Here is a 14,866-nt window from a genome sequence, read left to right as displayed (position 1 = left end):
TATGAACAAGCAGGGTGATTTCTACCCGTCTTTTGTCAAAGACGATACACGTTACTCCAGCGAAGATTGTAAATGCATCGAGTCAGTCGTCGAGCGCTTGATGAAGAGCAAGACCAGTGAAGACCACCCTGGCATGCTGCTGGGCAAGATCCAGTCGGGTAAGACGAAAACCTTCCTGGCGGTCATGGCGCTGGCCTTCGATAACGATTTCGATGTGGCGGTGGTGTTGACCAAGGGTACTAAGGCTCTGGCCAAGCAGACTTACGAGCGCATCAAGAGCGAGTTCCGTGCACATGACGAGAACGACCTGCTCAAGGTCTTCGACATCATGACCATGCCTGGCCATTTGACTGGTTTCGAGCTGAATCAGAAGCTGGTTCTTGTGGTGAAGAAGCAGACCGACAACCTCAATCGCCTTATCGATCTATTCAAAAGCAAATATCCGCAGCTCAAAGGCAAGCGCGTGCTGATCATCGATGACGAGGCAGATTACGCCAGTGTCGGCTTCAAGCGCGACAGGGGCGAACTAGATATCAACGTTACCGCCCGCCAGCTCGAGCAATTGCGCTTAATCGTCGAGCGTGCAGCCTTCCTGCAGGTCACAGCTACCCCGTACTCGCTGTATCTGCAGCCTGCCGATGTGCAGATCAAAGGCAACAGTTTTAAGCCGATTCGCCCGGCCTTCACCGAGTTGGTCCCCGTCAATGCCGCCTATGTGGGTAGCGACTACTACTTTGAAGACAGCCAGGCAGACGGTCACCTGGCCAGGTTCCTCTTTCAGCCAGTGCATCAGGACGAATTGCAGGTCCTGCGCAAGAAGGATGGTCGCCGCCTCAAGTTGGGGGAGGTTCTGACCAGCAAGGCGATCCCGACCCTGCGTGATGCCATCTGCAATTTCATCGTTGGCGGCTGTATCCGGCGCTTGCAGGACAAGAAGGCTGGGAAGGCCGCGAAGAAGTTCAGCTTCCTGGTGCATACAGAGGCCAATACCACCGCGCATGCCTGGCAGGAGGAGTTGGTCGAGAAGATCAAGGAAAAGCTCAGTGCAGCAGTAATCCAGGAGCCACAGCTGTTGAGTAGCCTCATTCAGCGCGCCTACCAGGAGCTACAGCCCTCGGTCGAGCTACAGGGGGATTATCTCCCTCTACTAGATGAGGTCGCTCAGGAAGTGCAGATAGCGCTCAAGCAAGACTGGCTGATGAGCACCAAGGTCAACTCCGAGAAGCAGGTTGAGGAGCTACTAGATGATGACGGTCAACTGAAACTGCGCACGCCGTTGAACATCTTCATCGGCGGTCAGATTCTTGACCGTGGGGTCACCATCGCCAACCTGATCGGCTTCTACTACGGTCGCCAGCCCAACGTGTTCCAGCAGGATACCGTGCTGCAGCACTCGCGCATGTTCGGCTTCCGCCCACGTCAGGATCTGGCTGTGACTCGTTTCTACACCGAGCCGACCATCTACGCTGCCATGCAGCGTATGCATGAGAGCGATGTGGCCCTGCGAGAGTCTCTGGCCAAAAACCCGGAACAACCGGTGGTTTTCATCCAGAAAGCCCCTGGCAATGCTGTGCAGCCCTGTAGTCCAAACAAGATCGCCTTGTCGCAAACCACCACGCTCAAGCCATTCAAGCGAATCCTCCCTGTCGGCTTCCAGGTGTTGCCCAAGACCTACCTGCGACCGGTTACTGAGAAGCTCGACCAGCAGCTCGACAAGCTCGCCGGTAACGGCAGCTTTGATGTGCCGTTTCTGATACCGGTAACGGTGGCGATTGAGCTACTGAGCACCTTGCAGCCCACCTTCAAAATGGAGGAGGGGGAGGGCTATAGCTTCGACTGGGAGGCGGCACGCTCTGCGCTCCAGTACTTGGCCAGCCTACCGAAAGATGTCAGCGAGCAAGGAAAAGTTTGGTGCCTGGTGCGTACCGATCGGGAAATCCAGCGTACCGTTAACGCGGGCTCGCATGCCGTCTATGCCGACGCACCGGACAGCACCAAGACTGAGGGCCAGATTCGCAAGAAGTACGCCATCGACAATCCCATGCTGACTCTTATTCGGCAGAACGGCAGGGAGGAAAAGGGTTGGACGGGCGCACCCTTCTATTGGCCGGTGATCTCTGCTCAGCAGAATACTCCGACGGCCATCTTCGCCCACGAAACCCTGAACAACGATTGAAGAACACGGAAAGCTCAATGACTCAGTACGACTCTCAACTGCGCGACTTGATTCTGGCTTATGTGCCTGCGGATGGCGAAAGAATCGGCAATATCAAGCTTCAGAAAGATCTGACTAACGTGGCCGATTTCGATTTTGACGAACAGGACTACAAGCGTGTGCGCGATGCCCTGGTCGCTGAGGGGCTGTTGGGAAAGGGGCAGGGGAAGGGGGGCACCGTGTATCGCACCGCGATAGCAGTGCCGCACTTGTCCTTGGCTACCAGTGGATTGGCTCAGCAAAAGGCTGGGAGTGAGCCGGAAGAGTCAGCTGATGAGCCCGAAGGTGACGCCACCGTCATCGGTAGTGTCGGTGCCGAGCTTTATGGTACCTATCAGTACGACACCAAGGCCACCAGCCGTCCCGATGTGGGTGTGCAGGAGCAGTTCAACGGCCGCAAGGCGCCTAAGCAGTACCGCTATGACTCCAGCCTGGCACCCGAGCTGTGCTGGGATGAGAGCGCCGAGCGTGATTTTGCCGAGTGGCTGCTCAATCTGGTGGCCAAGGCGGCTACCCGGGGCGAGTCCGTGGTATTTGCCCAGGAGCAGGTCTGGAAAGGCAACGATGAGCGTTTAACCAGCCTCAGTCAGTGCGTGGCACGGCTGAAAAGCCTGACCCAACCTTTCCTCAACTGGACCGGGAAGGCTGAACGTCGGCAGATCAGCGTGCCGACCGTACCGTTGTTCGTGCATGAGCGCCATTCGACGCAGAACATCCTCAAAACCCTGGAGTCCCACCGTGCGGTAGGCATCACACTTGATATATTCGGTGATAACTCTGACATGGATATTGCCGATCAGTTGGATGCTTACACTCATAAGGAAAAGTGGACTAATCGCCTGATTTTGGGGGACTCTCTGCAAGTAATGAACTCCCTGCTCGAATACGAGGGTATGGGTGGTCAAGTTCAAATGGTATTTATCGATCCGCCTTATGGAGTAAGTTTTGGATCGAATTTTCAGCCTTTTGTTCGTGATAAAAAGGTTAAGGATAATCACGGAAAAGATGAGTACATGATTCGCGAGCCAGAAATGGTCAAGGCGTATCGTGATACTTGGCAACTTGGATTGCACTCTTACCTTGCCTACCTCAGAGACCGCGCGCTTTTGGCGAGGGAGCTGTTATCTGAGAGTGGTAGTATATTTGTTCAGATATCTGATGATAATGTGCATCACGTCAGAGAAGTTCTTGATGAGGTGTTTGGTAGTGACAATTTCGTGTCGCAAATAGTCTTTCAGACTACTTCTGGGTTTGCGTCAAACACATTGCCGGCTCTTGGGGATTTTCTTGTTTGGTACTGCAAAGATAAATCTCGCGTGAAGTTTAATAGGATTTATCAGCGTCAGGAAGTATCTATTGGTGAAGGGAACGCAAAGTGGGTGGTCTTGGAAGATGGGAGTTATAGGGGAGTCACTTCGGAGGAAAAACGCGGTGAAACTGCTATCCCCCAAGGGGCTAGGCTCTATAGCCCTGATAATATTCAGTCGCAGGGTGCTGCTAAAGAAGCACAGCCTTTTGAGTTTCAAGGAAAGGTTTATAGCCCAGGGCAGAACTCTCATTGGAAGCCTAACTACCCGGCGGGGCTGGAACGGTTAGCGGAAGCCGGTCGAATTCATGTTGCAAAAAACAGCATAAGGTATCGCCGATTTGCTAATGATTTTCCTTATCAACAGATAGGGAATTTTTGGACTGATACGCTTACGGGTAGTTTCACTGATGAGAAACTATATGTTGTTCAGACTGGAGTGAAAGTAGTTGAACGGTGTATGTTGATGGTGACTGAGCCAGGGGACTTGGTTTTTGACCCTACATGTGGTTCCGGTACAACAGCCTACGTTGCAGAATCGTTAGGGCGGCGTTGGATTACTTGCGACACTTCTCGTGTGCCTTTGGCTCTTGCTCGGCAGCGACTGCTTACTGCTACCTTCCCTTGGTACGAATTGAAAGAGCCAAGCCGTGGTCCGGTGGGCGGTTTTGTCTACAAGCGCAAGCAGAACCGCAAGGGCGAGGAGGTGGGGGGCCTGGTGCCGCGTATTACCTTGAAGTCCATCGCCAACAACGAAGAACCGGAAACCGTCACTCTGGTCGACCGTCCGGAAGAAAATAAAACCATTACCCGCGTCTGTGGCCCCTTCACAGTTGAGGCCACCATCCAGGCAGCCCACTCCTTAGAAGTGCAGGGCGAAACCCAGCAGGCCGAGCAAGAGGTTGGCTACAACGCGCGCAGCTATCTGGACCGGATGATCGATATCCTGCGTCGCAGCCGCAATCTGCGCCTGCCGGGAAATCGCAGTCTGAAACTGGAGCAGGTGCGTGTGCTGGACAATGACTATCTGCATGCCGAAGCAGTAGATGAGCAGGAGCAGCGTATTGCCATCGTGTTTGGCCCAGAGGATGGAGCTATCAGCTCCGACCAGGTCTTCGAGGCAGCCAGCGAAGCCTACTTCCTCAAATACAGCCAGCTCTATCTGTTCGGTTTCGCTATCCAGGCCAAAGCCCGCGAACTGGTGGACGACCGCAAGCGCCTGCGCCTTCCCTGTACCTACATCAGCGTGACGCCGGATGTGGCCATGGATGACCTGCTCAAGACCAGTCACACTGACCAGCTATTCTCCATCACCGGCCTGCCAGATGCTCGCATCATCTCGGCCGGGCTGCGAGACGATGGCAAGCCGCTGTATCAGGTCGAGCTGCTAGGGCTGGATACCTTCCGCCCGGACACACTGGAAACTGAGTCGGTCGAGCCGGCGAACCTGCCGTGTTGGATGTTGGATACAAGCTACAACGGCATGGCCTTTTGTGCTGATCAGGTGTTCTTCCCTCGGACGAGTGCCTGGGACAATCTACAGAAGTCGCTCAAGGGGCAGTTCAGTGAGAGTGTCTGGGAGCATCTGGCTGGCACCATCAGTGAGCCCTTTGTCGCCGACTCTGAGGGGCAGATCGCAATCAAGGTGATCGACGAGCGTGGCAATGAGCTGATGCGCGTGCTCAGCGTGACGGAGGTCGGGCAATGAGCGAGCGCACTGCCGTTCCCGTTAGCGAAGTCCCGGAACCCATCATCAACTCGCCCTACGCCGAGCCGACCCACCACTGGCAAGTCGAGGTCGGCAAGAGCCCAGTGAAGGCGGAAAGCCGTCGCCCGGCTTACTACTTCTACCGTGTACCAGAAGGTGCTGGCACCGGTCGCAAGACCAAGAAGCAGGGCGAGCTGCTGGGCGCCACAGATATCGGTGAGCAGGAGGAGCTAGGCCAGGTCAACCTGATCCGTCACAAGCTGCGCGACTGGCGTGAGGGCAAATTGACCGGTACGCCGTATGACGGTGCTTCGCGGGTCACCAAAGAACTGATCGAACTGTGGCGCTCCGAAGACCGTGGCCAGCGGCTGTTCTTCGCCCAGATCGAGGCGGCGGAAACGGTCATTTTCCTCGCCGAGGCGGCCGAGGTTTACAGGAAGGGCCTGTTAGCCATCGTCAAGGATGAGCCGGGGCCAGAAGGCAAGGCTAAGGGGCTGCGTGCCTTCACTCGGCATGCTTGCAAGATGGCGACGGGCTCGGGCAAGACCACCGTTATGGGCATGCTGGCAGCCTGGTCGATCCTCAACCGGGCGGCGGCGCCGACGGATGATCGCTTCTCCGATACGGTGCTGATCGTCTGCCCCAACGTGACCATTCGTGAACGCCTGAAAGAACTAGACCCGTTGCTCGGTGATTTGTCGCTGTATCGCACCCGGCAATTGGTGCCGGTGCAGCGTATGGAGGAGTTGCGGCGCGGCGAGGTGATGATCGCTAATTGGCACAAGCTGGCCAAGTTGGAGAGCAACACCGTCAATGGCGATTCGGCTAAGGTGGTGAAGACTGGCGACGCGGTGGAAGTCGTCAAGCAATCCGGTAAAGACAAGGGCAAAGTCGAGGTCAAATACTTCGAGTCCGATGCCGCCTGGTTCAAGCGCATTCGCCAGGAACTGGGCACTGGCCGTGGCCGTAGTCCGCACTGGCTGGTGTTCAACGACGAAGCGCACCATGCCTATCGTCGTGGCGACAGCAACAGCGATGATGACGAAACCACGCTGGAGGACGACAAGGACACCGCGAAGAAGAACGCCAAGGAAGCGACTATCTGGATCGAGGGTCTGGACCGGATCAACAAGCTGGCCAACGGCCGCAAGAACGGTATAAACCTGTGCGTCGACCTGTCCGCCACACCGTTTTATATTCAGGGCTCGGGCAATGAGGTGGGCAAGCCCTTCCCGTGGATCGTTTCCGACTTCGGCCTGTTGGACGCCATCGAATCCGGACTGGTAAAAATCCCCGAACTGCCTACCGCGGATGTCGGCGGCACTGAGGAAGCCGCCTACTTCAATGTCTGGCGCTGGGTGGAGGCTAAGGCCGAGGAAGATGGCCATGGCAGCAAGCTCACTCCCCAGTTGGTCATGAACTACGCCAGCACGCCAATCACCTTGCTGGCGGCAGACTGGTACAAAAAGTTCCAGGAGTGGGAGAAAGACCATAAGGACAATCAGCGTTATCCGATTCCCCCAGTGTTTATCGTGGTGTGCCGCGATACTAAGGTGGCCAAGGAAGTACATAGCTGGCTGGCTGGCAACGAGGGGGGGTATGGTGAGGCGCCCGAGTGGTTCCGCAATGCCCCCGGCCGAGAGGTGACGGTGCGGGTGGACTCGAAGATTGCCGAGGAAATCGAGTCCGGTAGTGGTAACGACGAAGTGCGGCGTATGCGATTTATCCTCGACACTATCGGAAAGGGTAAATGGCCTGGCGACAAGGTGCCTGATGAGTGGTCAGAGCTGGTGCGCAAGCACAACGATAAGCTCAACAGCGACGACGATGATGACGAGAGTGAGGATAAGAGCGGGCTGCAGTGGATCGATGAACGCATTCCGCCAGGCCGGGATATCCGCTGCATCGTGTCGGTAGCGATGCTGGCTGAAGGCTGGGATGCTAACACCGTGACCCACATCGTCGGTCTACGCCCCTTCGGTTCGCAGTTGCTGTGCGAACAGGTAGTCGGCCGGGCACTGCGCCGCGCCAGCTATATAGTGGATGAAGATACTGGCCTGTTTACCGAAGAAACTGCCAAGGTTTTCGGTGTGCCTTTCGAGCTGGTGCCTTTCAAGACTCGCGAGGTAGGCCCGCCTAAGGAGCAACGCGAGCAGCACCACATCTTCTCCATGCCTGAGCGTGAGCATTACCGCATCGACTTCCCCATCGTGACGGGCTACCAGGAGGTCAGCCAGCTCGATGTGGTGATCGACTGGTCGCAAGTGGCAAAAGTCACCATTGATCCGATGACGCTACCGACGACTGTACAGGTAGGGCAGATGACCGCGCCTGATGGTTCGTTGACGGCTTTTGGAGTAGGCAAGAAGAGCGAGGTTTCCTTGGTTGAATGGCGCAAGCTGTTTCGCAATCAGCAAGTGGCATTCGTGCTGGCCAAGGATATTTGCAAGCAGTGGCGCAGCGAACGTGGCGATAGCGTGCCGATGGCACAGCTATTTCCCAAGGTCGTTGCGGGATGTCTACGCTTCCTGCGCGAGAAGTTGGTGCGCAAGGGGGACTCCCTGTCGTGTGATGTGCTTCTTGGTAGCTATAACCAAGCAGCCATAGGCAGCCTTTACAACGCGCTGCAGAGTGGCACTGAAGAGCGGTATGGTTTCCTGCCGTTGATCCCCCCGGGGGCGGCGGGTACCGGGAGCACGTTGTACGTGGACTTCCATACTACCAAGCCCGTGCGTGCTGTGACCAAGTGCCATCTGAACTTGATGGTTGCCGATACGGCGAAATGGGAGCAAAGCGTAGGCTTCTTGCTGGATATCCATCCCGGCGTAACCAAGTGGGTCAAGAACGACCGACTGGGTTTTACCGTCGGCTATCGTAAGCAAAACATCAAGCACAGCTACATCCCTGACTTCATTGCCGAGTTGGACATAGGCATGAAGCTGATCATCGAGGTGAAGGGGCAGTACAACGACGATGCGGATCTTAAAGCCAAGGCTGCCCAGCGTTGGGTGGACGCGGTGAACCGCGGGGGCGAGTTCGGGCTTTGGCACTACTTGGTTGTGCAGGATCCGACGAAGCTCGGAGCAGAGATCGATCAGCTGAGTTTGGAGAAGCTACAGGGTTAGCTCGCGAAGTGGGGGCGCTCGTTGGAGCGTCCCTGTTATGTCGGATTACAACCAATGCTCCGGTACTTCGATCTCGTAGTTCTTCGCCACGGTCTTGAGAGTGGCGAGAATCTCGGCATGGCGTGCCTGGTCAGTCGCTTGCCAAGTAGATCTGCGCTCCAGAAGAGCTTTCAGTTCGCCCAGGTTGTACATGCGCAAGCGGTGGAAATTGCCCCAACTGGGGATGCCGAACAAGTTGTAGATGACCACGGTGGCGTCGCGTTCGCTGGCCAGGCGCTTGTTCCCGCTGAGCTTTTCGGCAGCGGCTTCGGCTTCGTCCCGGTCGTCATAGGTGTTGAGCAGTTTCATCAGTGTTTGGCTGTAGTTCAATTGGGCAGTGGATTCTGCCTGAGTGGGGAAAAAAGAGCATTCAAGGATCTGTTTAGGGGGGAGCGAAGGTGAGTGAAGTAGTACATCCTATCCCCTTTCGACTCTGACGTATTTCAGAACCTGCCGGGCCGCATTCGCCAGTCGCCTCCTGCCGGGCGCCACTACAGAGAGCCTTCCACTGACAGTCACCACCACCGAATTACTGCAATGTCGGCAAGCCTACCAGCAGCGTTTGAGGCAAGCGCTGGGGCTGACTGCGCTGGGGCTGCTGATGTGCGTTGACTTGCAGGGGCTGCTTGCGCAACCCCTCCTGTCAGCTGGCCAGCAGATTGAGCCGCGCTGGCTGCTTGCGTCGCTACCGGCTTTGTTGCTGCCGCTCGGGCTACTCGCATGGGGCGTCTGCTTTTTCCATTGGATGCATCTACAGCGTTATGCCAAGATGGTCTATTCACTCCAGAAAGTCCTCGCCACTCGTGACTTGTCGGCGGCTCGCCAGGCACTGGCCGTCGCCCGGGAGCAAGCCGGACAGAGCCCCTTGAACACAAGCGCGCTGCATGCACTTCAACCACAGTTGGAACAGCACCTGGACGGGCTCACCCGGCAGTATCTGCAGCAGCGCCTGGCGGCCGATGTGACAACCGCTCGCAACCAGTGCCGGCAGCGCCTGCAGGCTATCCGTAGCCGGACACCTCTTATCCAGGCGGAAAACACTGTGTGCGAAACACTGCAGCGCCTACAGCAGCGGCGCGATCAGCTGAGCGACCAGTGGGATGAGACCTACGAGAAGTTCTCCTGGTGGAACAAGATAAAGTACTCCGATGGCCCAGACTTCAGAGAAATAGATCAGGCCATCAGGCAACTCAAGAAGATGCATGACAGGTTGCTGACTCAGCACGCTGAAGACTTCACCTGCCTCGATAAGCACTTTTCCGAACTCAAATATCGTACTGAAGCACGCATCACCAGCAGCCAACAGCAGATTGAGCAGTTCATCGCCGATGAAGTGACTTGTGGGCAGGAAATTGAGTTGCCACTCAGGGCCGGGTTTATGCTGTCAGCCCTGTCGGTGCCGATTTCCCTGTGGAATGACTTCACCACGGCAGGCAACATTTACGACGCGATGCGGAGCGTCAACGGCAACTATGCTGGTATGAGTGATGCTGAAATCTGGCTGGATACCCTGTTCATGTCCTCAGAGAGCCTGGTTGGGCTGACCTCCCTGGCCAAGGGCGCCTATTTTGAGAAATTGGTGGCGAGCGATACCGGGGGTGCCCTTTTCGAACACTTCAACAACCCCGGAAGCGATATCGTCATCGACGGTGTGGCCTACCAGATCAAGGCCACTTCCAGTACCACCTACATCAACAGCGTAGATGCTGATATCCCGGTTATTGCCACCTCGGAAGTGGCCGAGCGGACTCGCGCCATTGACTCAGGCTTTAGCAATATCGAGTTGGAGCATTCGGTAGACCTTGCACTTGGCGGCTCTGTGGTCGACTCCGAGGACACTGTCCTCGATGCATTGCTCTCCGGGGTTGGCGGGCTCGGGTTGTTTGCCACCATTCAGGGCATCAACCATGCCGCAGAGTACTACGAAAACGGCGGCGATGGCGTAGAGGCCCTGTTTGCAGGAGCAGGCGTGGCCATTGAAGGCTCCGCACGGGCGCTGGTGGGTACTGCAGAGCTGGGTTACAAGGTGCTCGCTTCCGCCCCTAGCCGCTATATTGGCCGTACACTGCTGGCTGGGCTGAAAAAGTTCGATGACAAAATGACGGCCGCGGGCTCTAGGCCCAAATGAGTAGCTCCAGCTGGGGCACCGACGCAAAAAAATAAGGACTCGAATCAGCTGCCTCCATGGTGATCTTTAGGGCTGAGCCCAAAGATCACCATGGAGGCATTATGAGATCTTTTTACAAATAACCTCGTTCAGCCAACGAGACGCAACCTTCATGGCCAACCACTACATGATCCAATATGCAGGTGCCGACCATGTTCAGAGCGTTTTTGAGGGTGGCGGTCAGGGTCCGATCGGCTTGGCTGGGTTCTGGGTCACCGGAGGGATGATTGTGAACCATAATGACGGCCGCAGCATTGTGCTCCAAGGCGATCTTGACCACCTCTCTCGGGTACACGCTCGCGCCATCCAGAGTGCCTCTGAACAGTTCTCTAAAGCCTATGACCCGATGTTTGGAGTCGAGCAGTAGCAGGGCAAAGACTTCATACTCGTGGTACTGCAGTAGTGTTTGCAGGTGACTGAACACCTGCTTCGGCTCAGTCAGTGCCCGGCCTTTAGACAGACGACTCATGGCCAGTTGTTGCGCCATCTGCAGGATGTCGGCCTCGGTGACGGGGGACTCCATGACGTAGGTGCCACTCGCTTCACCGGCTTTGAGCTTGTGATATTTCATGACGGTATTCCTGTAAGAATGGGGAAAGCTGGGGGAGGTTGAGCAGAGCTTTACTGAACGGAAGGCCTAGTGCTGTGCTCGATAGCCTGAGCCTCCAGCTTCTGAGCCAGTGATGGCTTTGACGGTGCTGTTGGTTTGGCCTCTGCGTTGCTGGGTGGGGTTTCAGCAGCGGGAAAAAACTCCTCGACAATGGAGCCACTGTCCTCCTCGCTGTCTTCAAAAGCACCATTGTTACAACCTTGCCGGGCTGCGTGATCCAAGGCGCTTTGGTCAAAGCCCGAGGCTTGCCGGGTTTCTTCCAGTTGCTTGGCGGCCAATAGGGCGTCTTCTAAACTCAGTCCACTGCGCACCGTGATATCGACGTAGAAGATCGGCGTGCCGTGGCTCTGACGGGTGGATTTGCCACGCAGACGCAGCTCCAATGGCAGGCAGGCCAGGCGATTGCCAGAGATGGCTTGCAGGTAATGCAGGCGCGCAGCCAGGGTGCGGATGCTATTGAATCCAGTGGTGCGGAAGACAAAACTGCCTAGTGGGTCGTCATCACCAATCACCACGTTCAGCCGACCGTAAGGCTTGCAGGCATTGCCTTGGGCCAGTGGGCAGCCATCGGGTGAAGGGCAGGGCAGCGATTGGATGCCATCCTTGGTCAAACGCTTGCATGTTTCACCGTTGCCGACGCACAACGGCCTGCCGGTAGTACGGTCGAACAGGCTGTAGTCCGCGCGAAAGTTGAGGTCCGGTTCGTTGAACAACAAACGGATCGGAATGCTGCGCAGCTTGCCGTCCTGGCCATTGCGCAGTTCCTCATTGAGTGGGTGCAGCAGCCAGCCGTCACGGCTCTGGACTTGCGACGTGATGGTGAACTGATCGTCCTTCTCCGGCAGACGCTTGCCGTTTTTCTCGACGACCTTGCCAATGGAAATGCGCCCGAGTACCGGCGGGGTGATGGCTAAACCTTTGAGCATGGCGGTTATCCTTGATCTGAAAATAAAAAAGCCACCGGGACGTGAACGGTCCGGGTGGCTAGGGTGTGCAGATTTGTTTCAGGCGATCAGGAAGCGACGGGTGCCTGTTTTGGCCTTGGGGTAGCGAGCCTGCAGGTAGGGCTTGTCTTTGAGCATCTGTTCAATATCCAGGCCCATGCTGTCCTTGGACTTCTTCCAGCTGATATAGCCCTCGGCAAATTCGGCGCGGGTGGCTTCCCCCATGGCTTGCTGCAGAACCTGCTTGAGCTGCGCTTCACGTGTCTCCTGCTGGGCAATGGTTTGGCGAACAGACTTGAGTTCCAGAAAGGTGCTGGCCAACTCCGTGTGCTGGCTGAAGTCCAGGGTCTGTCCGTTATCCTCGGGGTAGAGGCAGCGTAATGCCGCTTCCGCAGAAGCTGTGCCATCGGCCGGTGGCGGGGTGTCACTGACGACGTAATCCCAGAACAGCCGTTCTAGGTCAATCAGCCTCGCAATTAGCGCGTCGTCGCGTGTGATGCGATGGATTTCCAGATGCTGGCCGCCGAGCAGGACTGCCACATCAGCGGCCTGCTTGCCAGTGACTGCAAGCTGGTGCATGACTTGCAATTGCACATATTCGGGCACGCCCTCTTTCCAGAGGCGTGCCCCGTTTATGCCGGCGGTCTTGCATTCGAGGATTTGCACCTCTTGAACGCCGATCACCTCTCGGTCGATATTGGCGAGCATCCAGGGCAGCGCCGGATCGGGATGCTGCAGCACCGCGTTGATGCGGCGGACCTTGTGCTGGCTGCGCTTGCTGTAATGCCAGGCCACGATAGGCTCTAGCACGTTGCCCCAGTACAGCGGGCTTTCCTCATCCTGAGGATCGACCTTAGGCATGCTGGCATCGCGACCGGTCTTCTCCAGCCACAGCTCCAGCTGCGACTTGTACGGATTCAGACCCACAGCGGCGGCGGCATCCGAACTGCCAATGCCTTGCTTGCGGATCTGCAGCCAGTCCTCGCGCGGCAGCTCCTTGGTGCTGATCAGGCGAAGGGCAGGGCGTTTCTTGCGGGTGCTGCCGTTCATTGAGGTTGCTTTCATGGTATTCACCTGCTGGCATAAAAACGCCCGAGCAGCACAAGGCTGACCGGGCGCGAGGGGTGAGGTAAGTGAGGGTTAGGCGGCGAGTTGCAGAGCGGCATCCAGGGCGCGTTGTTTGATCTGTGCTCCCTGACCGAACCATGCCGAGTCCAGGCGGTACTCGTTACTGCGGGCACGGCGTTCGTGGTCTACGTACTCAGTTACAGCATTGAGCAGACCCCAGGCGGTGCCGCGTGCCGACTCCAGCTGGCTGCCGCGACCACGTCCTTCGTACATCTCCTGCACCTTACGCAGAGCTCGCTCATTGGGCAGTACCTCCGGCAGAGCGCCGGTCGGTGTCGTTCCGCACAATACGTTCATGAAGAAACCCAGTGCCTCATGCCATTGCACTTTGCGTTCTGCCAGTGTCCGCATTTGGTACATGAAGTCATCCCATTGCGAGACGGCAATACCGAGTTGCTTCTTCACAGCTTTGGGATCGAAGCGGGTGTTGTGCGGCACCTTGATCGCCCGGCTGGTGCCATCCAGGGCGATGGTCAGGGTGTTGTTGCAGACGACGCGCACGGTGGTCGGCGTTGCTGTAGTGGCCAGGGTGCCGTCGCAGGAAGTCGCCAGAAGCAGATAGCCATTCACCTGGTCGTTACCCCTGAGCTCTGTGCCTTGCCCGGTACGCGCCAGTGCCCAGAACTTGCGCCCACCCTTGAGCACGCCGGCCGTTTCCAACTCGTAGCCGGAGGCCTCAGTGAGGTCGCGATAAAACTCCAACACTTCACGCGGCTGCACTGTGTGGTAGCGCTGGGAGACCACCGACAGCGGTGCTTTGGTGTCGGAGCGGTAAAGGACTTTCTGTTCGGGGAAGGAGTGAATAGTGCCAAGGTGACCGACAGTATCCGACTTGAAGTGCACCAGGCTTTCCTGGATCTGCCAGTCCATGCCAGCTTCACGTTGCCATACCTCGATTGGTTGTTTGCGAGGCAGGTTGTTACCCAGGCCATGCCAAGGGGTGGCACCGGCGTAGGCCATGGTTTCAATGAGATGAGCCATGGGAATGATTCCTTGCGAATGAATGGGAGTGAGCGTCGCTTCATCAACCACCGACGCGTGTTCATGACGGCTTAATGGTTGAGGCTGAAGCTGTAACCGCACTGTAGGCACTGGTAGTTGTGAAGCACCTTGTCATCGATCTGCTCACCCAGCGTGGCACCGGCTATCCCGCCTGCCACTCCGCCAAACAGCCCACCGAGAAGAGCCCCAGCAATACCGCCAATGGCGATCCCAACCGGCCCGCCGACTACACCAAGCACCGCACCGACTTCAGCACCCGATAGGGCGCCAGCGGCTCCACTGGCCGCACCGCCTGCGGCACCAATCAAGCCGCCCGCTTGTTTACCGATATTTTTAGTGATGACGCGTCCAGAGTTACAGCTTGGGCAAGGGGTATACATGTGCAGATCCTCTCAAGTGATGAGCGTGCCGAGGTAGAAGCTGGCGCGCCAAATCCCCCTGCAGCAGTCGATACTGCGGGGAGTTCATTGAGGTGATATAGGTTTGAAATAATTTTGGATCCAATATCGATTAATCTAGCGCTGTAGACGTAACCGGATATTGGTCCCTCAAGCTTTGAGAAGGGCGAGTAAAGTCAATAATGAAGTAATGAAGTACTGGGACGCTTGTGATACTGAGCGAA

The 14,866-nt window shown here is 56.7% G+C and carries 10 protein-coding genes; 4 read left to right on the top strand and 6 right to left on the bottom strand.

Going from position 1 to position 14,866, the window contains the following annotated elements:
* The first annotated feature begins 1 nt into the window (after nucleotide 1).
* The 3 genes from GST84_22850 to GST84_22840 are packed head-to-tail and all read left to right on the top strand — an operon-like array spanning nucleotide 2 to nucleotide 8,354.
* On the top strand, nucleotides 2-2,176 hold the full coding sequence (locus GST84_22850; protein XGB15021.1) for a hypothetical protein: 2,175 nt from the start codon (nucleotides 2-4) through the stop codon (nucleotides 2,174-2,176).
* A 17-nt stretch (nucleotides 2,177-2,193) separates the two neighbouring features.
* Entirely contained in the window at nucleotides 2,194-5,229 is a 3,036-nt protein-coding gene (locus GST84_22845) for a site-specific DNA-methyltransferase (GenBank protein ID XGB15020.1), read from the top strand.
* Entirely contained in the window at nucleotides 5,226-8,354 is a 3,129-nt protein-coding gene (locus tag GST84_22840; protein XGB15019.1) for a DEAD/DEAH box helicase family protein, read from the top strand. Before GST84_22845 ends, GST84_22840 begins: the two co-directional genes overlap by 4 nt.
* 45 nt (nucleotides 8,355-8,399) lie before the next feature.
* Here GST84_22840 and GST84_22835 read toward each other — a convergent pair whose 3' ends face one another.
* The gene (locus GST84_22835; GenBank protein XGB15018.1) at nucleotides 8,400-8,702 is read right to left on the bottom strand and encodes a hypothetical protein; all 303 of its coding nucleotides are present in this window, start codon (nucleotides 8,700-8,702) and stop codon (nucleotides 8,400-8,402) included.
* A 280-nt stretch (nucleotides 8,703-8,982) separates the two neighbouring features.
* Here GST84_22835 and GST84_22830 point away from each other — a divergent pair, with 280 nt between their 5' ends.
* Entirely contained in the window at nucleotides 8,983-10,521 is a 1,539-nt protein-coding gene (locus GST84_22830) for a hypothetical protein (GenBank protein XGB15824.1), read from the top strand.
* 112 nt (nucleotides 10,522-10,633) lie between these two features.
* Here GST84_22830 and radC read toward each other — a convergent pair whose 3' ends face one another.
* From radC to GST84_22805, 5 genes are all read right to left on the bottom strand, one after another.
* On the bottom strand, nucleotides 10,634-11,131 hold the full coding sequence (radC, locus tag GST84_22825; protein ID XGB15017.1) for a DNA repair protein RadC: 498 nt from the start codon (nucleotides 11,129-11,131) through the stop codon (nucleotides 10,634-10,636).
* 50 nt (nucleotides 11,132-11,181) lie between these two features.
* Nucleotides 11,182-12,096, bottom strand: a complete 915-nt coding sequence (locus GST84_22820; protein ID XGB15016.1) for a hydrolase or metal-binding protein — start codon at nucleotides 12,094-12,096, stop codon at nucleotides 11,182-11,184.
* A 78-nt stretch (nucleotides 12,097-12,174) separates the two neighbouring features.
* Nucleotides 12,175-13,164, bottom strand: coding sequence for an alkaline phosphatase (locus GST84_22815; GenBank protein XGB15823.1), 990 nt, complete (start codon nucleotides 13,162-13,164; stop codon nucleotides 12,175-12,177).
* 90 nt (nucleotides 13,165-13,254) lie between these two features.
* Entirely contained in the window at nucleotides 13,255-14,223 is a 969-nt protein-coding gene (locus tag GST84_22810; protein XGB15015.1) for a DUF932 domain-containing protein, read from the bottom strand.
* A 71-nt stretch (nucleotides 14,224-14,294) separates the two neighbouring features.
* The gene (locus GST84_22805; GenBank protein ID XGB15014.1) at nucleotides 14,295-14,624 is read right to left on the bottom strand and encodes a hypothetical protein; all 330 of its coding nucleotides are present in this window, start codon (nucleotides 14,622-14,624) and stop codon (nucleotides 14,295-14,297) included.
* Nucleotides 14,625-14,866: the final 242 nt, after the last annotated feature.

This window comes from Pseudomonas putida (genome assembly GCA_041879295.1).
In the GTDB taxonomy this organism is placed as follows: Bacteria; Pseudomonadota; Gammaproteobacteria; order Pseudomonadales; family Pseudomonadaceae; genus Aquipseudomonas; species Aquipseudomonas putida_Y.
The sequence above is the reverse complement of the archived record's forward strand: the minus strand, read 5'-3'. Positions and strand labels throughout refer to the sequence as shown.

Excerpts from the sequence above, each read along its gene's own strand:
- GST84_22820 (XGB15016.1), bottom strand. The coding sequence starts at position 12,096 with ATGCTCAAAGGTTTAGCCATCACCCCGCCGGTACTCGGGCGCATTTCC.
- GST84_22850 (XGB15021.1), top strand. The coding sequence starts at position 2 with ATGAACAAGCAGGGTGATTTCTACCCGTCTTTTGTCAAAGACGATACA.
- GST84_22810 (XGB15015.1), bottom strand. The coding sequence starts at position 14,223 with ATGGCTCATCTCATTGAAACCATGGCCTACGCCGGTGCCACCCCTTGG.
- GST84_22815 (XGB15823.1), bottom strand. The coding sequence starts at position 13,164 with ATGAACGGCAGCACCCGCAAGAAACGCCCTGCCCTTCGCCTGATCAGC.
- GST84_22805 (XGB15014.1), bottom strand. The coding sequence starts at position 14,624 with ATGTATACCCCTTGCCCAAGCTGTAACTCTGGACGCGTCATCACTAAA.
- GST84_22835 (XGB15018.1), bottom strand. The coding sequence starts at position 8,702 with ATGAAACTGCTCAACACCTATGACGACCGGGACGAAGCCGAAGCCGCT.
- radC (XGB15017.1), bottom strand. The coding sequence starts at position 11,131 with ATGAAATATCACAAGCTCAAAGCCGGTGAAGCGAGTGGCACCTACGTC.
- GST84_22845 (XGB15020.1), top strand. The coding sequence starts at position 2,194 with ATGACTCAGTACGACTCTCAACTGCGCGACTTGATTCTGGCTTATGTG.
- GST84_22840 (XGB15019.1), top strand. The coding sequence starts at position 5,226 with ATGAGCGAGCGCACTGCCGTTCCCGTTAGCGAAGTCCCGGAACCCATC.